Source organism: Thermus scotoductus DSM 8553, from assembly GCF_000381045.1.
GTDB classification, from domain to species: domain Bacteria; phylum Deinococcota; class Deinococci; order Deinococcales; family Thermaceae; genus Thermus; species Thermus scotoductus.
The window spans coordinates 1-20,402 of sequence record NZ_KB905757.1 but is presented as its reverse complement, the minus strand read 5'-3'; the positions used below and the strand labels follow the sequence as shown (position 1 = coordinate 20,402).

General features: G+C 66.6%; 12 protein-coding genes. 2 read left to right on the top strand and 10 right to left on the bottom strand.

Going from position 1 to position 20,402, the window contains the following annotated elements:
- Nucleotides 1-304 precede the first annotated feature (304 nt).
- The 3 genes from F604_RS0109275 to F604_RS0109265 are packed head-to-tail and all read right to left on the bottom strand — an operon-like array spanning nucleotide 305 to nucleotide 5,374.
- A complete protein-coding gene (locus tag F604_RS0109275; protein WP_019551420.1) occupies nucleotides 305-3,235 on the bottom strand; it encodes an AAA family ATPase in 2,931 nt (976 codons plus the stop codon).
- Nucleotides 3,210-4,334 (bottom strand): metallophosphoesterase family protein, encoded by a 1,125-nt coding sequence (locus F604_RS0109270; protein WP_026329101.1) that lies wholly within the window; start codon nucleotides 4,332-4,334, stop codon nucleotides 3,210-3,212. The genes F604_RS0109275 and F604_RS0109270 overlap by 26 nt, the downstream gene beginning before the upstream one ends.
- A 23-nt stretch (nucleotides 4,335-4,357) precedes the next feature.
- Nucleotides 4,358-5,374, bottom strand: coding sequence for a YibE/F family protein (locus F604_RS0109265; RefSeq protein WP_019551418.1), 1,017 nt, complete (start codon nucleotides 5,372-5,374; stop codon nucleotides 4,358-4,360).
- Between the two features lie 57 nt (nucleotides 5,375-5,431).
- Here F604_RS0109265 and F604_RS0109260 point away from each other — a divergent pair, with 57 nt between their 5' ends.
- On the top strand, nucleotides 5,432-5,800 hold the full coding sequence (locus tag F604_RS0109260) for a zinc uptake transcriptional regulator (RefSeq protein ID WP_019551417.1): 369 nt from the start codon (nucleotides 5,432-5,434) through the stop codon (nucleotides 5,798-5,800).
- Here the strand turns inward: F604_RS0109260 and F604_RS0109255 are convergent.
- From F604_RS0109255 to F604_RS0109230, 6 genes are read right to left on the bottom strand one after another with little or no spacing between them, the layout of a single operon-like run.
- Complete coding sequence (locus F604_RS0109255; RefSeq protein ID WP_015716696.1) at nucleotides 5,797-6,195, bottom strand: DUF4258 domain-containing protein; 399 nt, start codon at nucleotides 6,193-6,195, stop codon at nucleotides 5,797-5,799. The genes F604_RS0109260 and F604_RS0109255 overlap by 4 nt on opposite strands.
- Before the next feature lie 56 nt (nucleotides 6,196-6,251).
- Nucleotides 6,252-6,866, bottom strand: a complete 615-nt coding sequence (locus tag F604_RS0109250) for a ComF family protein (protein WP_019551416.1) — start codon at nucleotides 6,864-6,866, stop codon at nucleotides 6,252-6,254.
- A complete protein-coding gene (gene mtnA, locus F604_RS0109245; RefSeq protein ID WP_019551415.1) occupies nucleotides 6,847-7,839 on the bottom strand; it encodes an S-methyl-5-thioribose-1-phosphate isomerase in 993 nt (330 codons plus the stop codon). Before mtnA ends, F604_RS0109250 begins: the two co-directional genes overlap by 20 nt.
- 9 nt (nucleotides 7,840-7,848) lie before the next feature.
- Nucleotides 7,849-8,910 carry a PQQ-dependent sugar dehydrogenase gene (locus F604_RS0109240; RefSeq protein WP_019551414.1) on the bottom strand — a complete coding sequence of 354 codons (1,062 nt, stop codon included), beginning with the start codon at nucleotides 8,908-8,910 and terminating at the stop codon, nucleotides 7,849-7,851.
- 48 nt (nucleotides 8,911-8,958) lie between these two features.
- Nucleotides 8,959-9,990, bottom strand: a complete 1,032-nt coding sequence (gene tdh / locus F604_RS0109235; RefSeq protein ID WP_019551413.1) for an L-threonine 3-dehydrogenase — start codon at nucleotides 9,988-9,990, stop codon at nucleotides 8,959-8,961.
- Between the two features lie 12 nt (nucleotides 9,991-10,002).
- Nucleotides 10,003-18,063 carry a translocation/assembly module TamB domain-containing protein gene (locus tag F604_RS0109230; RefSeq protein ID WP_019551412.1) on the bottom strand — a complete coding sequence of 2,687 codons (8,061 nt, stop codon included), beginning with the start codon at nucleotides 18,061-18,063 and terminating at the stop codon, nucleotides 10,003-10,005.
- A 59-nt stretch (nucleotides 18,064-18,122) separates the two neighbouring features.
- Here F604_RS0109230 and F604_RS0109225 point away from each other — a divergent pair, with 59 nt between their 5' ends.
- A complete protein-coding gene (locus tag F604_RS0109225; RefSeq protein WP_019551411.1) occupies nucleotides 18,123-18,389 on the top strand; it encodes an acylphosphatase in 267 nt (88 codons plus the stop codon).
- Here the strand turns inward: F604_RS0109225 and hflX are convergent.
- The gene (gene hflX / locus F604_RS0109220) at nucleotides 18,377-20,035 is read right to left on the bottom strand and encodes a GTPase HflX (RefSeq protein ID WP_019551410.1); all 1,659 of its coding nucleotides are present in this window, start codon (nucleotides 20,033-20,035) and stop codon (nucleotides 18,377-18,379) included. The two genes, F604_RS0109225 and hflX, sit on opposite strands and share 13 nt — an antisense overlap.
- Between the last annotated feature and the right edge of the window lie 367 nt (nucleotides 20,036-20,402).

The window sequence follows — 20,402 nt, the reverse complement described above, 5'->3', positions numbered from 1 at the left end:
TCCCCCACGTCCACCACAGGTGGACACGGATTTGGTACAATGTTCTTGGGGACAAAGTTCCCCGTGGACCTTGAAACTTGGAGTAGGGGGTTCCATCGGGTAGTCCGATGGGTAAAACTCCAAACGAACACCCGTGGCAGAGCCAGAAGCATTGCGCTCGCCTGCCGATACGGAGTCAAGGTCTTTCTGGGCCCGGACGGGGCCTTCGGGGGAAACCCCGCGTGCTTTCCCGCAGGGAAACACCCCGAGAAGCCCCGGACTTTAGTCCGGGGAGTCGTCACCTAGCAAATTCCACTCATAAGCCCTAGGCCCACTCCACCCGGCTCCCCGAGGGATGCTTGCGCACCACGAGCCTGGCGGGAAGCCTTTCCGCCAGGGTCTCCACGTGGGTGACGATGCCCACCAGCCGCCCCCGGGTGGGAAGCGCCTCCAGCACCCCCGCCACCACCTCCAGGGTTTCCGGGTCCAGGGTACCGAAGCCCTCGTCCAAAAACAAAGCCCCAAGCCGCCCCCGAGAAAGCTCCTCGGAGAGGGCCAGGGCTAAGGAGAGGCTTGCCAGGAAGCTTTCCCCCCCGGAAAGGGTCCTCACCGGGCGCACCGCCTCGGTCCAGAGGTCCAGGACCTGGTACTCATCCTCCTTGGAGCGCAGGCGGTAACGCCCGGCAGAAAGGGTAGCCATGAGCTCATCCGCCCGCTCCACCAGGTTCCTCTGCCTGAGGCCCAGGAGGTAGGCGGGGAAGTTGTTCTGCTGGAGGTCAAAGGCCAGCTTCTCCCAGAGGCCCATCTCCCGCACCACCTCTGCCAGGCGAGCTTCCAGCTCCCGGCGGCGGTGGAGTTTTTCCCCCACCTCCTTAAGCCGCTCCTCCAAAACGGCCCTTTCTCCCATCCTGGCCTCGAGGCTCCCCTGTATCTCAGAAAGCCTTTCCTCTTCCCGCCGCAAGCGGGCCTCCACCTCCGCCAAAGGGGGAAGGGAACCGGGGAAGCGAGCCCTGGCCTCCCGCTCCACCTCCTCCAGGAGGGCTTCCACCTGGGCAAGCTCCTCCCGGTGGGCCCGGATCCTCTCCGCCAGGGCCTCCCGCTCCTTGGGGGGAAGGTAAAGGGCCTTGGCCTCCTCCTCGGGCATCAGGCCCACCACCCGGCCCTTGACCTCCTCGAGGGCCTTTCGCTGCTCCTCCTCCTGGGCCAAAAGCCCCGCCAGGGTCCGGGAGGCTTCCTCCCAGGCCCGGGCGAGATCGCGGTCCTGTTTTTCCTTTTCCTCCAGCTCCTCCACCCTCCGGGAAAGGGCCCCGATGTACTCCGGCACCGGCCTGCCCCCCGTCCTCTCCCAAAGCAGGCGGTAAAGCCCGGCCGCCAGGGCCTCCTTCTCCCAGCGCAGGGAGGCCAAGGCTTCCCGGGTCTTTTCCCAGGCGACTTCCGCCTCCTCCAGGCGAGAAAACCCCTGGCGCAAACGCTCCTTCTCCTGGGATAGCCGCTTCACCTCCTCCTCGAGGGCCCGGGCCTCCCCCTGTTTTTCCCGGTACTTTTCCCTTAGCTCCTGAAGCCTCACCTGCGCTTCCTGCAGCTTCCCCTCCAGCTCCTTGGGGTCCCCGGGGATGGGCTCCACGCCCAGGGTTTCCAGGGCCTCCCGCTTGGCCCTTTCCTCCTCCGCCACGGCCCCAAGCCGGGTCAGGAGCTCCCGTAAGGCCTTCTCCCCCACCTCCCGCCTTTTCCTGAGGTCAGAAGCCCCGGGCCCCTCCACTAGAGGGGGCAGGGGGTGAACCACACCGCCGCACAAGGGGCAGGGCTCCCCCGGTTGCAAAAGATCGCGGTAGGCGAGAAGCCCCAGGCGCCTTTCCTCCTTGGCCAGCTGGGCAAGCTCCGCCTCGAGGCGCTTTTTTTCCTCCTCCAAAAACTCCCGCCTCCTCCTTAGCTCCTCCAGCTCCTGCCGAAGCCGGTGGGCTTCCGCACCCCTAAGAGCCTTCTCCAGAGCCTCCACCTGGGCTCGGGTCTGCCCTCCCTCCTCCACCAAGGCCTTCAGGGCCTCCCTAACCCGGTTCAGGGCTTCTTCCTTCTCCCTTAGCCGCCCTTGCTCTTCCACCAGGCGGGATAACTCCCGCTCCCTGTCCGCCAAAAGGGCTTCCTCCTGGAGGAGGGATTCCAAGGCCCCCGCGTAGGCCTCGGGAGCCAGGCCCAGCCTGGGAGCCAGGTGCTCCTTCACTCCCACCCGCCGCCAAAGGGCCTCGAGGGCCCTTAGCCCCTCCGCCTGCAGAAGAGCCCTTTGCGCCTCCTTTAGGGCCTCGGGGTCAAAGGCCAGGGCCCGGCGGTCCCCTTCCAGCTGGGCAAGCCGGGCGCGCACCCTTTGGAGCTCCTGCGCTGTGGCCGCCAGGGCCTCCTCCTTCCTTCTCAAGTCCTGCCACAAAGGCAGGGCGGCCTCCGCCTCCAATGCCTTCTTGAGCCTTTCCTCCACCTCCGCCATGCGGGAAGCCTCGGCCCTGAGGCGGCCCAGGCGGCCTTCCAGCTCCCCTTTGCGAAGGAGAAGCGCCTGAAGGCCTTTGAGCTCCAAAACCGCCTCCTCCAGGCGCCTTTTCTCGTTCTGAAGGCGGGCGATCTCCCGGGTTAGGTCCGCCAGGGCCCTTTCCAAGTTCTCCTTGGCCTCGAGGCTCACCCCAAGAAGCCCCGCAAGTTCCCCCTCCAGCCGGCCCTTCTCCTCCATCAGGGCCGCCTTGCGGGAAGCCGCCTTTTCCCTGGCCCTTTCCAGCCGGGTAAGCTCAAAGAGATCCAGGAGAATCCTGCGCCTCTCCTTGGCCTCTCCCTTAAGGAAGCGGTCGAACTCCCCCTGGGGAAGGAGAAGGGCCCGGGTAAAGGCCTCGTAGGTGAGGCCCAAAAGCTCCTCCAAGGCCCGGTTCAAGGCGTCCAGGGTCTCCAAGGGTAAAAGCCGCTCCCCCACCGGACCCAGCTCGAAGAGCCGCCCTTCACTCCGCTTCCCCCGCACCCGCTCCACCCTGTAGACCCTTCCCCCCACCTGGAAGGTGAGGCGGACCCGGGCCTCGCTGGCACCCGGGTGGACCAGGCTCCCCACGTTCCGCCCTACCCGGGGCACCACCCCATAGAGGGCAAAGGCCATGGCGTCCAGGAGGGTGCTCTTCCCGCTCCCCGTGGGCCCGGTGATGGCGAAAAGCTCCACATCGGAGAAGTCCACCCCCTGCCGCTCCCGATAGGGACCAAACCCCTCAAGCTCCAGGCGCAAGGGCCTCAAGCTCCACCTCCTTGAGCACCTGGTTAAACCGCTCCAGAAGCCCTTCCTCCTCCCGCCCCCGTTCCTTCAGGTAGCGGTCGTAGGCCTCCACCAAACCCAGCTCCGGGGCCAAGGTCCCATCCCCCCCATCCTCAGGCCCTCCTGCGGTTTCCACCGCCAGGAGATGGGGAAGCTCCTGGAAGAGCCTCTCCTTCACCGCCGGGGAAAGCCGGCCCTCCACCACCACCCTGAGGTACCCGGGAAAGCGCTCCAGCTCGGGAAGCCTACCGTCCAGCTCCTCGGGCTTCAGGTGGAGGGTTTTAAGGGGCTTCCCCCAGCGCTCCCTTATGGGGTGGACCCGGACGGGCCCCCTGTCGGGCACCTCCACCAGCAAAGCCCCCCGCTCCGCCTCCTCCCCTTCGCCGAAGTCCAGCTGGATGAGGCTTCCCGCATACCAGGCCACAGGGGCCTCGGAAACCTGTTGCTGGCGGTGGATGTGGCCCAAGGCCACGTAACGGGCTCCCAGGGGCAAGGCGGAAGGAGGAACAGCGTAGCTTCCCGTGAGGTGGAAGACGAACTCCCCCGCCCCCGGGCGAACCCCCTCCAGGGCGAAGTGCCCCAGCATAAGGGGGCTTTCCAGGTTGGCGAGGATCCGCCGCATGGCCTCCGCATAGGTGCGGTGGCGCTCCTCAGCCTCCTGCAGAACCTTTTTCACCAGGATGCGCTCGGATACAAAGGGGAGAAGGGCCGCCCTGAGCCCTCCCACCTCCACCACCCCTCCTTCCTCCCGGAAAAGAGGCCTTCCCCGCACCGCCGCCCCCGCCAGGGCGAAGAGGGGGGCAAGGGCCTCGAGGCGCTCCTTGGGATCGTGGTTGCCGGCGATGACCAAGGCGGGCACCCCAAGCTCCCTAAGGCGCAGGAAAAACTCCACCGCCATGGCCTCGGCCTCGGCGGAAACCTGGGGGCGGTCAAAGAGATCCCCGGAAACCACCACCAGGTCCACCCCCTCCTTGGCCACCATCTCCAGAAGGGTTTTCAACGCCTCCCCGATCTCGGAAGTGCGGTCCACGCCCTTTAATACCTTGCCCAGATGCCAGTCCGCGGTGTGCAATAGGCGCACGGCTTCCATTATGCCAGCACCCCCTAGTGCACATGGCCATGCTCCCCAGGAGGCCCGCCCTTCCCCCCTTGGAAGAGCCAGGCGGCCACCAAGGTGGTAAGGGGCACCGCCAGAAGAAGCCCCAAGGAACCCAGCACCATGGAGGCGATCTCCGCGGCAAAGGGCTCGGTGTTCAGGAGGAAGCGCAAGGGGGTGGGATCCCGGGTGAGGAGAAGAAAGAGGGGCAAGGAACCTGCGGCGTAGGCCAAGACCAGGGTGTTCACCAGGCTGCCGATGTGGTCGTAGCCCACCTCCATGCCCCTACGGTAGAGCTCTCCAAGACCAAAGCGGGGGTTGGCGTGGGCCAGGGCCTGGACCACCGCCGCCTGGGTCACGCTCACGTCGGTCAAGGCCCCCAGCGTACCCACCACCACCCCTGCCAGGAAGAGGGAAAGGAGGTCCACACCTCCCCATTGCCTGAGGAGCAGGGCTTCCTCCGAGGCCAGGCCTGTAAACCCCATGCTTCGGGTGAAGAAGAGGGCCAGGAACAACACGAAGGCCACCGAGGCCAGGGTGCCCAAAAGGGCGGCGGTGGTCTTGCGGTTCACCCGGTGGACCAGGTAGACGGTGAGAAGAAGCACCCCCACGCTTCCCAAAAAGGCGTAGAGAAGGGGATTCCCACCCGCCGCCACCCTGGGAACCACGAAGTAGACCACCACCAAAAGGCTCAGGAAGGTACCTAGAAGCCCCCTAACCCCCTTCCCCCGGCCCAAAAGTGCTGCCAGAAAGGCAAATAGGCCCAAAAGGCCAAGGAGCCAGGGCATGCGATCCGGCTCGGTCACGTAGGTTTTACCGCCCTCCTGGTAGAGGACCACCCGCTGGCCCACCCGGTACCCGCCCCCGTCCACGGGTAGAAGGGCTTCCAGCCTCCCGCCCTCCACCTCCACCAGGGCCACATCCCGTTGGGCCTCGAGGGCCAGGATCCTTCCCACCAGATACCTTCCATCCCCCTGGGCTAAGGCGGGAAAAAGAAGGAGCCCCAAAAGTATCCAAGGGCGCATACCCCCACTCTACCCGGCCACGATGAAAACTTCTTCTCAACTTGCTATCCTAAGGCCATGGAGCGCTCCACCCGGCAACGGCGGGCCATCCGGGAGGCCTTTTTGGAGGCGGGCCGTCCCCTTTCCCCCCAGGAGGTCCTGGAGCTCGCCCGGAAGAAGGTGCCCTCCTTGGGCCTCGCCACCGTGTACCGCACCCTGAAGGGGCTGGTGGAGGAGGGATTCCTCACCCCGGTGGCCCTTCCCGGTGAACCCTCCCGCTACGAACCCGCAGGAAAGGGGCACCACCACCACTTTCTCTGCCGCCTTTGCGGAAGGGTGTATGAGCTTTTGGGCTGCGACCTGGCTTTGGAGGGCCCCCTGCCCCCGGGCTTCCTGGCCGAGGGGCACGAGGTCATGGTCTACGGCCGCTGCCCGGAGTGCACCTAGTCCCACGCGGGGTAGGCCTCCTTGGGCCTACTCCAACGCACCTCCTCCAAGGCCCCGTCAAAGCGCAGGATGGCCGCCAGCCGGGCCCGGGAGTACACCCGGTAGGGTTCCTTGGGGATGAAGGCGGTCACGATGTCCACGTGCCGCGGGGTGGCGTACTCCAGCACCACATGCAGGGGAAGCTTCAACCGGGGAGGAAAGATCATGTAGCCCAAGACCAGCATCCTTTGGTCCTCGGGGTAGATGGCCAGCTCCCTGCCCCATTCCAAGGCCCTGAGCACATCCAGCTCGGTGAAGCCCTCCTGAAGCATGTGCTTGGCCACATGGGGCCCCAGGCGGTAGCGGCCTTCCCGGAGGTGGGGGAGAAGGTCCGTTAACCTGCGAAACTTCCTCACGCAAACCCACCCCCTTTGCCTCAGTCTAGGGCCAGGCATAGGGAAAAGTGTGGGCTTTAGCGGTAAGGACCCAGGGCCCCAGGGTCCCGCACCGCTAAAAAGGCCCCGTAGACCCGGCTTGCCCCTGCCTTAAGGAGGGCTTCCTTGGCCCTTAAGAAGGTGGCCCCGCTGGTGAGGACGTCGTCCACGAGAAGCCAGCTTCCCTCCACCCGCAGCACGGGAACAAAAAGATCCTCGGGCAGGCGGCGCCGGGCCCGGCCCCGGGTGGGCTGGCTTGGGGTGTAACGGATCCGCCTCAGCACCCTCCGGTAGGGTATCCCCATGAGCCTCGCCACCTCCTGGGCCAAGACCTCCGGGGGGTTGTACCCCCTCAGGACCAACCGGGGAAGCAGGGTGGGCACCGCCGTAATCCCATCCAGCTCCCAGCCCCGGGCCTGGATGCCCTCCGCCAGGGGCTTTGCGAGAAGGGAGGCCAGGGCGAACCGCCTCCGGTACTTCAAGGCCCGCACCATCCCTCCCACCCGCCCGTAAAGACCCAGGTAAACCATCTCCCCCGCGGCAAAGGCCTTAAGGCCCTGGCGGCAGGCGAAGCAAAGAAGAGGTGCATCCAACTTCCCACCACATCCTGGGCAGGCATGGCCCAGTAGGCCCTCAAGAAGTCCCCAAAGCATCCCGTAAGGCCTCGTCAAAGGGTGGGTAGAGGATCCCCTTCTCCGTGATGATGCCCGTAAGGTAGCGATGAGGGGTAATGTCAAAGGCAGGATGGTAGGCAGCTACCCCCAAGGGGGCAAGGCGCACCCCCCTTAGCTCCAAGACCTCCTCGGGGGAGCGTTCCTCTATGGGGATCCCCTGCCCACTTTCCAGGCTTGGGTCCACGGAGGAAAGGGGCAGGGCGGCATAGAAGGGAATCCCGTGGTGGTGGGCGAGAACCGCCAGGGTATAGGTGCCGATCTTGTTGGCAAAGTCCCCGTTCAGGGCCATGCGGTCCACTCCCACGATGACCGCATCCACCCGGCCCTGGGCCATGAGGAAGCCGGCCATGTTGTCCGCGATCAAGGTGGCGGGAACCCCAGCCTTCTTTAGCTCATAGGCGGTGAGCCTGGCCCCTTGCAGGTAGGGCCGGGTTTCATCCACCCAGACATGGGAAACCCGCCCCTGGCGGTGAGCCTCCACAATAGCCCCCAAAGCAGTTCCGTACCCCCCCGTGGCCAGGGGGCCGGTGTTGCAGTGGGTGAGGACCTGGCCCCTTAGCACCTTGGCCCCATGCAGGCTTATGGCCCTTTCCGTTTCCTCCACCTCCCGCCAGATGGCCTGGGCTTCCTTAAGGCTTCCCGCCAGGTTCCCCCAGTGCGGGCGCATGCGATCCAGGGCGTAGAAGAGGTTCACCGCCGTGGGCCGGCTCTGCCTTAGAAGGCGGTCCGCCCCCTCCAGGTCCTCCCCGCTCAGGTGGGCCAGCACCATGCCATAGGCGGCGGAAACCCCGATGGCCGGGGCACCCCGCACCACCATGGCCCGGATGGCTTCCGCCATCTCCTTGGCAGTGCGCACGGGAACCCAGATCTCCTCGAGGGGAAGCTTCCTCTGGTCCAGAAGCCAGAAGACCCTTTCCTTCTCATCAAAGCGAAAGGGCAGGATCCTTTCCACCCCTAAAGCCTAACGCAGCCTTAACACCTTGTCGTCGTTGGGGCGCACCTGGCCCCGGCCATCGCGGTTGGAGGTGGTGACGTAAAGGGCTTCATCGGGACCCACCTGCACCTCCCTCAGGCGGCCAAAACCCGAAAGGGCCGTTTCCACCCGCGCCACCCGCCAGTGGCCCTTGTCCCCGTCCAGTACCAGCCGCAAGAGGGCCTGCCCCCTGAGGCCCGCCACGTACAGGCCCCCCCTCCAGAAGGCCAGGTTTCCGGGAGGGAAACCCTCGGGCCAGAAGTGAAGAGGGTCGCGGTAGCGGGGGTCGTCCCCCCGTCCCACCACCCGGGGCCAGCCGTAGTTGCCCCCGGGAACGATGAGGTTTACCTCGTCATAGCCGAAGCCCTGTTCCCCGCTGGGCCCGTGCTCGCTGGCAAAAAGCTCCCCGGTCCTCGGGTGCCAGGCCAGGCCCTGGGGGTTGCGGTGGCCATAGCTATAGATCTCGGGCCTGGCTCCGGGACGGTTCAGGAAGGGGTTCCCCGGTGCCGGCTTGCCTTCCGGGGTGATCCTGAGAACCTTACCCCCCAAGGAGGACAGGTCCTGGGCCAGCTCCCGCTCGTACACCTCCCCTGTGGTCACGTACAGCATCCCATCGGGACCGAAGGCGAGCCGTCCCCCGGAGTGCAGGCCGTGAAAGCGGGCGGGAATGCCGTCCAGGACCACCCGGTCCAGCACGCCCCTATTCCCTTGGTGCCTCAGGCGCACCACCTGGTTCCTCAGGCCCCCCTCCTCCACGGTGCGGTAGGCGTAGACGTAGGGCTCTTTGGGAAACCGGGGGTGGAGGGCGAGGCCCAAAAGCCCCGACTCCCCTCGGGCGTAAACCTCCAGCCTGGCGTAAGGCAAGAGCTTCCCCTGGCGGTAAAGGCGGATCTGCCCCGGCCTCTCCGACACGAGAAAACCCCCGCCGGGCAGAAAGGCCAAGGCCCAGGGCACCTCGAGGCCCCCCACCACCTCCTCCACCCGAAGCCCTTGCGCCCGAGCCAGGAAAAACCCCAAAAGGCCCATGACCACCTGCCGGCGGGAAACCATATCCACCCCCCTTGGGGGTGAGCATAACACACCTGGCAACGCCGGAACCTAGGCCTTGGGATCCAGAATCACCTTGACCGCCTGCCCGGAAGCCAACAGGCCAAAGGCCTCCCGGTACTGGCTCATGGGCAGGCGGTGGGTGATGAGGGGGGTAAGGTCCACCCGGCCCGAGTAGACCAAGGCGGTGCCCTGCATCCAGGTCTGCCAGAGCCTTCTTCCCGCGATGCCGTAGGCGGTGATCCCCCGCATGACCAGCTCCCCCGCCAGGTCAAAGCGAATGGGGTCCGAGGGAATGCCCAGGATCCTGGCCTCCCCCCCCGGGATCAAGGCCTTAAGCCCCTGGTGGATGGCCACCTCATTCCCGGAAAACTCCAGGAGGACCTCCACCCCGCTTCCCGTCACCTCCTCCACCACGGAAAGGAGATCCTCCTCCAGGGGGTTGACGAGCCGGTCGGCGTAGGGCCGGGCGAAGTTCAGGCGGTAGGGGTTGGGGTCGGATACCAGGATAGGCCCGGCCCCGCTGGCCCGGGCCACCATGGCCGCCATCAGGCCGATGGGCCCCGCCCCGGTGATGAGGACGCTTTTCCCGGAAACCCCGCTTCCCGCATACACCGTGTGCACCGCATTGCCGAAGGGTTCCAGGATGGCCCCCACCTCAAAGGGCAGGTCCTTGGGGTTCACCCAGGCGTTTTCCGCTGGCACCACCACGTACTCGGCAAACCCGCCGTCCCGGTCCACCCCCAGGATCTGGGTGTTCAGGCAGACATGGTAGTTGCCCGTGCGGCAGGCGGGGCAGGCATGGCAAACAACATGGCTTTCCAGGCTCACGTGGTCCCCCACCTGGGGCCTTTTCACCCCGGGCCCCACCCGTTCCACCACCCCGCTGAACTCGTGGCCGGTGATGAGGGGAGGCTTGATCCGGCCCCTTGCCCAATGGTCCCACCGCCAGATGTGGAGGTCGGTGCCGCAGATGCTGGCAGCCTCCACCCGCACCAGGATCTCCCCCGGGCCCGGCTCGGGCACGGGGCGTTCCACCAGGGTTAGGCCCTCTTCCGGGGCCAGCTTGGCTAAAGCGCGCATACCTGGGCCATGCTACCACCGGTAAAGGGCACCCACGCCGAAGCGGGTGGTGTCCGCCGCCTCGAGGCTAAAGCTCAAGCCCAAAGCCGGGGTAAGGTCGTACCCCAGGGTGAAGGTGAAGCGGGCAAGCCTGCCATCCCCTGGCAGGAAGGTGGAGCCCAGGGAAAAGCTGAGGCCATCCCGGCGGTACTGGGCGCTCAGGGTCTGCTCCCCTCTGAGGTCCAGCTGGTAGCCCAAGAAGAGCTCGGGGCTCAGGTACTTGCCCACGGAAAAGCGGGTTTCCTCCAGATCTCCCCCCTGGAGAAGGGGAAGCTGCACCTGGAAGCGGTCAAGGCCCAAGGAACGGGCCAGCTCCCGCTCCAGCTGGCCCAGCACCAGGTTCTCCAAAGCGGCCCCCAGGGCCACCTGGGGGAGGGTTTCCGCCAGCCGGGTGACATCGGGGGTACCCAGGGTGAGGAGAGCGTAGATCTCGGGTTCGCTGAGGGGCGGCTCGGAGGTGAAGTGGGGCTCGAGGCGCACCTTCACCCGGCCGTTTTCCCGCAAAAACTCCCCCCTGGCCTCCAGAAAGACCTTGTAGCCCCGGGTTTCCGCCTGGGCCCTAAGGCGAAACTCGGGGAGAATGCCCCGGTCGGGGAAAAAGCGCAGGAAGCTTGCCGTGGAATCCAGGGTAAAGAGGGAATCCCAGAGGCGGAAGTTACCCCACAGGGCCTCCACCTGTCCGGACAGGTAGGGGTCGGTGTAGCTTCCCCCCAGAAACACCTCCCCCTTGAGCTCCCCCTGGGCCAGGCTTTCCTGCACCAGGACTCCCCTTTCCGCATACACCCGCACCCCCTCGAAGATCAGGGGCACGGGGGTGGGCTTTCCCGCCCCGCTTCCCCCCAGTTCCACCCCCCCCTGGGTCAGCTCCTTGGCCCTTGCCTCCGGCAGGGCCAGCTTGGCCCGAAGGACCTCGGCGTTGCCCGTGAGGTGGTAGGTGCCCTTCTCCTCGTAGAGGAAGAAGCTCTTCACGTCCAGAAGGCCCTCTTGCAGGTAGTACCGGGGGTAGTAAAGGGGAAGGCGGCCGTAGCCGGCAAGGCGCAAGGGGAAGAGGGTTCCCTGGGCCTGGGCCTCCCCCAGGTGGATCTCCACCCCGTAGCCCGGGTAGCGGAAGGCTACCTCCGCCGGGGTTTCCTCCTTCAGCCCGGGCAGGGTAACCACGCCCTTGGCGCTAATCTGAAATTCCTCCAATCTACCCTCGAGGCCCAGCCTGGCCTTCCCGGGGAAGGGAGCCAAAAGGGTGAGCTCCCCCTCCGCCCGCGCCCCCCCGTTCAAGGAGAGTAGCCCCTGGGGAAGGTACCCCGCCACCGGCCCCAAGCGGAAGCGGAAGTCCTTGAACTCCACCTGGAAACCCTCCCCCTTAAGCCTCAGGAGGAGGCTTCCCGAACCCTCGGGCCGGTAGGGCTTTAAGGGGGGCACCACCTGGAGCACCGGGGTGAAGACCGTGTCCTTGAGGCTTAGGTAAAGGTCGCTTCCCTCCGGGCTCCAGTACCCCCCGCCCTCCCAGCTTCCCCGGCCCAGAAGGCGGAGCCGGTCCACCAGGACCCGGCCTCCTTCCAGGCGAAAGACCGCCTGGCCCTTAAGCTCATCCCCAGCCCCCACGAAGCGCAAGGCCTCCCCCACCAGGACCCCCTCGCCCCGCAAGGGGTGGGAAAGGGGAAGGCGGAGCCGCACCGCCCCCGTCCAGTAGGCCTCCCCCTCCAGGGGCCCCGCCACCGCCATGAGGAGGAGATGCAGGGGAAAGCCCCGGAAGGAAGCGGAAAGGTCCAGCCGATCCCCCTCGAGGGCCACTTGGAAGGGACTTTGCCCAAGCTGCCCCTTGCCCTGCACCAACCCAGGCCCAAAAGCTCCCGCGAAGAGGAAGGGCAGGCGGCTTCCCGCCACCTCCGCCTCCCCCGAAAGCCGGCCCTGGGCCCGGGTACCCTCCAGGGCCAGCTCCCCGGAAACCACCCCCTTCAGATAAGGAGCGTAGCGGCCGGCGAAATCCTCCAAGGCCGCTCCCTCCAGGCGAAGCCTGCCGCTAAGGGGAAGAAGCCTTCCTTTGGCGGTGATCCGGCCCACCGCTCCCTCCAACGCCCCCTCCACCTGGTACCCCTCTCCAAAAACCCGGCCCCGGAAGCGGCTTTCCAGGGGGGGAAGGGGAAGGTCCACCCGAACATCGCCAGCAGGGGGATAGGTAAGCTCGCCGGCAAGGTAGGGACCCTCCGCCCGGAGCCTGGCTTCCAAAAGCCTCCCCTCCACCTCCAGGGCCTGTTCCCCCGCCCAGTAGGAAACCCTGTAGGCCCCTCCAAGATCCACCTCTCCCTGAAGCCTCCCCGCCCCCGCCGCCCACCAGGAAAAGGCAGGATGCTCCCCCAAGAGGCGCACCCGGTCCTTCGCCCCTTCCAGGCGCAAGCGGAAGCCGGAAAGGTCCAAGGCCAAGGCCCCCTCCACCTGGCCCCCGGCATAGGCCAAGGCCCCCTCCCCTTGGGGAGTGGTCAGAATCAGGGACAGATCCTTCAGGTTCACGCTGCCCTCCAGGGGCAGGCCCACCCCGGGCACCCGGTAGTCCAGAAGAAGCCTATCCCCCTGCCCCAAAACCCCAAGGCCCCCGGGCAACAGGGCCTTAAGGATCCTGCCCTCCCCTTCCGCCTGGCGGGCCGCCAGGTCCAGGCGCACTCCCCCCACCTCTAGACGAGGCCAGGCCAGGCGCACCCTTTCCCCCAAAACCTCCCCCTGGAGTTCGGGAACCTGTTTGCCGGAAAGCTCCAGGCTTCCTTCCTTAAAGGCCACCTTTCCCTTCCAGGCCTCCTGCCAGGCCACCTGCCCCTCGAGGTCCCCGTGGAACTCCAGGACAAGTCCCTCCCCTCCGTACCGCCCTTCCACCTCAGCCTTCCGGCCCCAGGCCATGAGGGCCAGGTTCAACCCCACTTCCCGCCAGGGACCCTCCATTCTGCCGGAAAGGGTCAAGGGACCATAGCGGAACCCCTCAAACCGAAAGGCCACGCCCTTAGGCCCCACCTCGCCGGAAACCCCCGCCCCGGAAACCCCCACCTGGAAGCCCTGAAGCCCCTTAAGGGAAAGCGCCACCTCCCCGTAGCGGTACCGGCCCTTAAGCCACTCCCCGGGATAAACCCCTTCGGCCCAAAGCTCCCCCAGGCCCCGGGGCAGGGCCCCGGCGTAGCGGTAGGCCAGGCGGAAGGGGGAAAGATCCAGCCGCCCGGAAAGGGGAAGCCCCTCTCCCAAGAGATCCAGGCCCAGGCCACGGCCTTGGGCCAGGACCGCCCAGTAAGGGGTGGAAAGCCTCCCTTCCCCGGAAAGCACCCCCAGGTAACCCTTCTCCGCCCGGTAGGTGTAGTCTCCCTGGAAGGCCAGCTCCCCGTAGGCCAGAGCGCCTTGAACCCTGGCCAAAAGGCCCGGGCACCTTCCCAAGGGCTGGGGCAGGCAGAAGCTTCCCCAAAGGCTTCCCCGCCAAGCCCCTTCCCCTTGGAGTCCAAAGGAGCCTGCCCCCAGATCCACCGCCCCCGCCAAGCCCCCTTGGGCCAAGGGGTAGCGGAGGGTAAGAAGGCCGGAAAGCCCATTCCGGTAGCGGGCCTTCCCAAATAGCCTCGGCCCCTGGAAATCCCCCACCGCCTCCCCATCCTGGTATCGGAGCCCCACCCTTTCCCCTAGCACCTCCCCTTGTAGCTCCGCCCGCAGGGGCCAAAGCCACACCCTACCGGAAACCTCCCCCTCGGGGCGCTCTAGTCTTACCTGAAGGGCCTCCTGCCAGGGCCCATCCGCCTGGGCCCAAAGGCGCACGGGGAAGCCGAAGGGGGTGAGGTCCTTATCCAAGTCCAGGCTCAGGTGCCCCTCCTTTAGGCTTATCCGGTAGCCCTCCCCCTCGCCCGCCAGGGAAAGCCCCTCCACCGGCAAAGCTCCGCCCCGGTAGCGGTAGGCGAAGCGAAAGGGCAGGGCCTCCCCCTCCCCCAAAAGGCTTCCCTGGCCCTCCAGGAAAACCTCGGGCAGCCGCCCCTGGAAAACCCCCTGGGCCTCAAGCCTAAGCCCCCTTTCCAGCTGGTACCGGGCCCTTCCCGAAAGGCTGAGGCCCTCCAAGGTCCCTTCCGCCCAGACCTCCCCGGGAAGCTCCTTCCCCTCAAGCAAGAGGCGCAAAGGACCCTCCCCCTTCCCCCAAAGGGAAAACCCGTACCCCTTGGCCGCAAACCCGCCCCTATAGCCCTCAGGCCCAAAGGAAAGGTCCGCCTGCAGGGAAACCCCCTGGACCTCCCCTTCCCCTTGGATGGCCAGGTGCCAGGCCTCATCGTGGCGAAGCCAAAGGGCCAAGGGAGCCTGCCAGCTGGCCTCCAGCCTGGCCCCTTCCCCCTTCAAGCGGACCGGGCCTTGCTGCTCCAGGTACTTTAGGCCCCTGAACCACCCCTCCCCTTGGTAGCGGGCCCCCTCCCAGGCCCAGGCCATCTCCCCTTCCCCGTAAGGGGAGGCGTGGCGCAAGGTGCCCTGGCCCCTTAAAGCCAAGAGGTCCACCCGGCCCAGAAGGGAGGTTTCCCCCAGCCCCTCCCTTTGGTAGCGGGCCTCGAGGGAAAGGGCCTCCCAAGGGCCCTTTAACCTCACCGCCATCCCCAGGTAGCGGAAACCTGCCTCCACCTCCCCCTTAAGGCCGGGCCCCAGGGAAAGCCTGCCTCCCCCAGAAAGCTCCCCCAGGCCCCAAAGCCGCCCCTCTTGGGGATTCCAGGCTAAGCCCAGGTTCCGTTCCGAAAGGTGAAGCTTAAGCGTCCCCCCCCGATAGTCCAAAGCCAAAGGCTCGCCCCCATACCGCAGCCGGGCCCAGGCCTCCCCTTCGCCAGAAAGGGTCAGCCTTCCCCCCGCCCTTCCCGCAAGGGAAAGGCCCAGGGCCCGGGCCAAAGGGGCCACCTCCTCCAGGGAAAACCTCACCTCCTCCCCCGTTAGCGCTGCCTCGCCGCCCTCCCACCTTAGGGCCAGGAAGGGCTTACCCTGGTATCCCCCCTGGAAGGTGAAGGGCAGGCCGGCAAAGTTCCCCTCCCCCTTCCCCGCCACCTGAAGCCCCTGGCCCTGGAAACTCCCCGCAATCCTTCCCTCCCTTCCCAGGGCAGCAAAGGGCAAGGCCAGGCTACCCCTATAGCTGGGTCCTTTCCCCTCGAGGGACAAGGGACCTTGCAACCGGTAGCGAAGGCCTCCCCCCTCGGTCCACACCTGGCCCGAAAGGGGCAGGGCGCCAACGTAGGGAAGCCGAGCCTCCCCGGAAAGCCCCAGGCGGAAGGCCCGCCAGGGCCCTTCCCCTTCCGCCTTTAGGCGCACTCCTAGCCCGTTTTTCTCGTACTCTCCCCGCACGGCCAAGGAAAGCCCTTCCGGGGAAACCTGGCCCTCTCCCTGGAAGAAGGGCCCAGAAAGCCTGGCCTGAGCGGAAAGAAGTTCCTCCCCGGTGAAAAGGACCTCCCCGTAGGGGCTTTCCAGCCTAAGCCTTCCACCCCGGGTGCCCCAGGTGCCGCTGGCCCGTGCGGGAAGCCCCCAAGGGGAGAGGTCAAAGGCCTCCGCCTGGAGCAGAAGGCTTAGCTCCTCCTCGTACCCTCCCAGGAGACGAAGACCCGGAGCCTGGCCCTGGAAGCGGAAGCCCGCCCCCCGCCCCACCAGGCCGAGCCTTAGGTCCAGCTTCTCCAGGTGGGCCTGGGCCTGGTAGGCAAGCCCCAGGAGGTCCAGCTTCCCTGCCATCCGCACCGGACCCACATAGGGAACCTCCCCCTGCCCCCTTACCCTTAGGTCCCGCCAGCCTCCCTGAGCCTCCACGCGGCCATAGGGAGAGGAAAGGCTAAGCTGGCCTCGTTCCAGGGTACCCTCCGCCTGGAAGCGGCCGGAAACCCCTCGGTACCTCCAAGGAAGGGCTAGGTGGAAGGGATACCGCCCGGCGAACTCCAGCCTCCCCACCCCCAGCACTTCCAAACCTTTCCGGTCCAGACGGAAGGCCAAAGGAGGCACCTCGAGGCCCTCCGGCAGGGGAGGGAGGAACCTACCCGCAATCCGCAGCTCCGGGTAGACCTCCCCTTCCCCCTGGGCGTACCCCTTTAGCCCCGCCAGGACCAGCCTTCCACTCTCCCCCTGCAAAACCCCTGCCAGCCAAGGGGTTTCCACCCGGGCCCAGCCTTGGAAGCCCCCATCATAGAGGAGGTCGGCCCCAAGGACCAAGGGTCCCAGCCGCGCCCTTCCCCTCAGGCTTAAGCCCCCTTGATAGCGCAGGAGAAGGTCCTGGGCCTTCAAGGTGAGGCCCGGCTTTGGGCCGTAAGCCCCAGCAAAGGGAAGGCTTCCCCAGGGGGTCATGAACCTTCCCTGGATCTCCGCTCCCAGGCGGCGCAGGTTCCCTTCCGCCTCCAGATAACGGCCCTTCAGGGCAAGCCTTCCCGAAAGCTCGCCATCCCGGTACAGGGCTTGCCCGGAAAGACGGAACTCGTCCAGGGCGTGGATGGGCAGGTCCCGCAGGCGCAGGGCCAGGATCCCACCCCGGTACTCCCCCTCCCCGTGAGGGGTTTGGAAACGGTAGGCCCCACCTTCCTGCCACACCCATAGGGGAAAGCCCGTGTAAGGGGAAGCGTAGCGCAGGTGGGCCTGAAGCCTTCCCCCTAAAAGCCTTCCCTCCCCTTCCAGGCTCCCCACCTGCAAGGGCGTGGGGGAAAGCTTTAGCCCAAGCTGGCCCCAGCTCCCCCCAAGGGCCAGAGGACCAAGCCTTCCCGAAACCCGGTCCCCTTCCCCCGCCACCTCCCCCGAAAGGTCCAGGGGCAGGAAGAGGGGAAGGCGCACCCCCGCGCTTTCCACCCGGGCACGCCAGCGGTTTCCCTCACTGCTGAAGGCCACCTGGGCCAGGCCCTCCAGGGGCCTAGGCCAGGCCACCTGGCCCTGGGCTTCCGTGCGGTTTCCCTGGCCCTTGAGGACAACCCTGCTTCCCAAGGAGTCCTCCAGGCTCGCCTGGTAGTCATGACCCACCAAGCCAAGGCCCAGCCGGTAGGTGCGGTCAAAAAGCCTTCCCTCCGCCTCCGCCTTCAGGGAGAAGACCTGGTCGAAGGAAAGGGTTCCCTGGTGGCGGAAGGGCTCGGAGAGAAACCGCCCCTCCCCCAAAAACCTTCCCTTGACCCGGATCCGGTCCCAACCCTCCCCCTCAAGCCGAAGCTCCCCATCCCCCTCCACTGGCAGGGAAAGGCGGTAGTGCCGGGCCAGGGCGGGAAGCCGGGGCCGGCCCGTGAGAAAGAAGCGGTAGCGTTCCGCCTTCAGGTCCACCTCGGCCCTTGCGGAAAGGGGCCCCTCGAGGCCCACTCCCTTTAGCTCCGCCTCCACCCGATCCTCCTTTAGGCGGATGGGCCCCTCCACCCGGGTGAGGAGGAAGCCCAAAAGCTCCACCGCCCCTTCCTCCACCTGGCTCTCCCCCTCCACACCCGTGGGCAGAAGGCGAAAAACCCCGGAAAGCCTGCCCCCCTTAAGCCCCGGGTAGAAGAAGGAAAGCCCTGCCACCTCGCCCCTATAGCGCACCTCCCAGGCGGAAAGATCCCGGGCCAAGGCATGCGCCTCCCCCTGGAAGCTTCCCCCGGGAAGCCGGGCCACGAAGGCATAGGGGTTTTCCCCGGCCAGGGTGAGGCGCAAAGGGGGCAGGAAGAGCCTTTTCCCTTGGGGAAGCTCCACCTGGACCTCCTCCAGGAGAAGCTGCCGATAGACCACCCTTATGGCCGGGGGTGGTCCGGGTTTTTCCGGGATCAGGGCCTCCCAGGTGGGCTGGACCTTAGCCCTCTTCACAGACACGGAAAGGGGAAGTTCCTTGCGAAGAAGCCCTAGGAGGTCATAGCCCAAGCGCACTTCCTCCGCCTTCAGGGCCAGGCCCGGCCCCTGAAGGTCCACCCCCTCGAGGCGGAGGCCAAAGAGAAGGTGGCCCCGCACCTCCCCCACCTGCCCCTGGAAGCCCGAAAGGGCAAGTCCCCGCTCCACGGCAAGCCGCAAAAGGGGAGGCCAGGCCAAAAGGAGAAGGGCCAGGGCGAACCCCAGGAGGAGGAGAAGCCCCCGCCGCATCCCTATTAGCATAGGCAGCGGAGATGAAAACCGCGTGGCAAAGAAGCTAAAATGCCACCATGCCGCGCCTGGTGGCCTTGGTCAAGGGAAGGGTACAGGGAGTGGGGTACCGGGCCTTCGCCCAGAAGAAGGCCCTGGAGCTCGGGCTTTCCGGCTATGCGGAGAACCTCCCCGACGGCCGGGTGGAGGTGGTGGCGGAAGGCCCTGAGGAAGACCTCCTCGCCTTCCTCCACCACCTCAAGCAGGGCCCCCGCCTGGCCCGGGTGGAGGAGGTGGAGGTCCAGTGGGCCGAGGAAACCGGCCTAAAGGGGTTTTACGTGTACTGAGGAGCCTGGGCCCAGGGCTGGGGCCGAACCCCCACCTTAAGGAGGGCCTCCGCCAGGGCCTCCCTGAGCTCCGAAACCCCCGTACCCTTCAAGGCGGAAACCGGCACCCCGCCCAGCTTCTCCCGCAAATAGAAGAGGTCGTAGGGAGCCGCCCGGTCCACCTTGGAGAGGGCCAGGACCCGGGGGGCCTCCACCCCCAGCTCCGCCAGAAGCTCCTCCACCACCCGGTACCGCCCCATGGCCCCTTCCTCCGAGGCATCCAGGACGTGGACGAGAAGATCCGCCTCCCTCACCTCCTCGAGGGTGGCCCGGAAGGCGGTGAGGAGCTCCTTGGGCATCTGGCGGATGAAGCCCACGGTATCCGTGAAGAGCACCTCCCCCACCCCCGGCAGGAAGCCCCGGCGGGTGAGGGGCCTTAGGGTGGCGAAGAACTTGTCCTCTCCCGGCTCCCCACCCCGGGCCAGGGCCTGGAGGAGGGTGGTCTTGCCGGCGTTGGTGTAGCCCACCACGGCGATGAGGGGCACACCCCGGCGCTTCCTCTGCCGCCTCGCCTCCTCCCGGCGCCGGGTGAACTCCCGGAGCTTATGGCTTAGGTGGGCGATCCTTTCCTGAAGCCTTCTCCTGTCCACCTCCAGCTTGGTTTCCCCGGGCCCCCGGGTACCGATCCCACCCCCCAGGCGGCTCAGCTCCTTCCCCTTCCCCACCAGGCGGGGGAGAAGGTACCTCAGCTGGGCCAGCTCCACCTGGGTCTGGGCCTCAGGGGTTTTGGCGTGCAGGGCAAAGATGTCCAGGATGAGCTGGGTCCGGTCCAGGACCTTGAGGCCCGTGGCCTTCTCGATCTCCCGGGCCTGGGTGGGGGTGAGCTCCAGGCCGAAGATGAGGGTGGAGGCGTTTTCGTGGTAGGCCAGGCTCTTGAGCTCCTCCAGCTTGCCCAGCCCCACCAGGTACCGGGGGTCCAGATGGGGACGAAAGACCAGCACCTTCTTCACCGGCACCCCCCCGGCGGTGCGGGTGAGCTCGGCCAGTTCCGCCAGGTAGGCCTCGGCCTCGGGGCCTTCCCCCCGGTCCACCCCCACCAGGATGGCCCGCTCCCCGCTTCCATCCACCAGCTCCCGCACCCGGGCCTGACGGGCCAGCTCCTCCTCCAGGGCCTCCACCTCCGCCCGGTGGTCAAACTCCAGGTACTGGAAGTAGGGCTTGGGGGGAAGGAGGCGCCAGTCCTCCTCGAGGGCCTTGGGCGGGGAGAGGAAGGCCAGGTGCAGGGTGGTGGGCCTCCCGTCCTCCACCTCCAAGGCCGCCAAACTGTCCAGCCGGTTCAGGAAAAGCACCGAGAGGTCGGGGCGGGAAAGCCCTCCCTTGGCCAGGTGGGTGTGGAGAAGCCGGAAGCCCGATAGCCTCCACTCCCCCCTGGCCCCCTCGGGGATGGGCAGGTCCTTGGCATCCCCCACCCCCACCCGCACCACCCGGCCCTCCCGGTCCAGGAGGAGGCTGATGGGCCTCCCCACCTCCTGGGAAAGCCCGGCCAAGACCTGGGCCAGCTCGGGGGTGAGAACCCTTTCCTTGGGGATGCGCCTGCGGTACAGGTTGGAAAGCCTCTTGAGCTCACTCTTCTTGAGCCCTTCCGTCTTGCCGAAGATCTTCTCCAATGCACCCTAAGTATACCAAAAACCCCCGCCTAGCCCTAGATTGAAACAGGACTTTACCCACATCTCCGTTTCGTGGTAAATCTCCAGGACTTTACCCACATCTCCGTTTCGTGGTAAATCTCCCCTTGCGGGCGCAGCCCGTATCTGGTACCGGGGGTGATCCATGGACATGCTCAAGGTGGCCGAGGCCAGGCTCCAGGAGTTCACGGGCCGTTTTGCGAGCGTTTTCCCCCGATAAGCGCCTCCACCGACGGTTTGAAGAGGTGGTGCGGGGCGCCTTGGCCGCAGGCTCAGCCCGGGTGAGCGAGATGGTGGCCTCGCTCCCTTCTCCCCTCCAGAACCGCTTCCACCAGGCCAAAGCCCTTTA

Excerpts from the sequence above, each read along its gene's own strand:
- F604_RS0109265 (WP_019551418.1), bottom strand. The coding sequence starts at position 5,374 with ATGCGCCCTTGGATACTTTTGGGGCTCCTTCTTTTTCCCGCCTTAGCC.
- tdh (WP_019551413.1), bottom strand. The coding sequence starts at position 9,990 with ATGCGCGCTTTAGCCAAGCTGGCCCCGGAAGAGGGCCTAACCCTGGTG.
- F604_RS0109250 (WP_019551416.1), bottom strand. The coding sequence starts at position 6,866 with ATGCTTTGGGGACTTCTTGAGGGCCTACTGGGCCATGCCTGCCCAGGA.
- F604_RS0109260 (WP_019551417.1), top strand. The coding sequence starts at position 5,432 with ATGGAGCGCTCCACCCGGCAACGGCGGGCCATCCGGGAGGCCTTTTTG.
- F604_RS0109225 (WP_019551411.1), top strand. The coding sequence starts at position 18,123 with ATGCCGCGCCTGGTGGCCTTGGTCAAGGGAAGGGTACAGGGAGTGGGG.
- F604_RS0109240 (WP_019551414.1), bottom strand. The coding sequence starts at position 8,910 with ATGGTTTCCCGCCGGCAGGTGGTCATGGGCCTTTTGGGGTTTTTCCTG.
- F604_RS0109230 (WP_019551412.1), bottom strand. The coding sequence starts at position 18,063 with ATGCGGCGGGGGCTTCTCCTCCTCCTGGGGTTCGCCCTGGCCCTTCTC.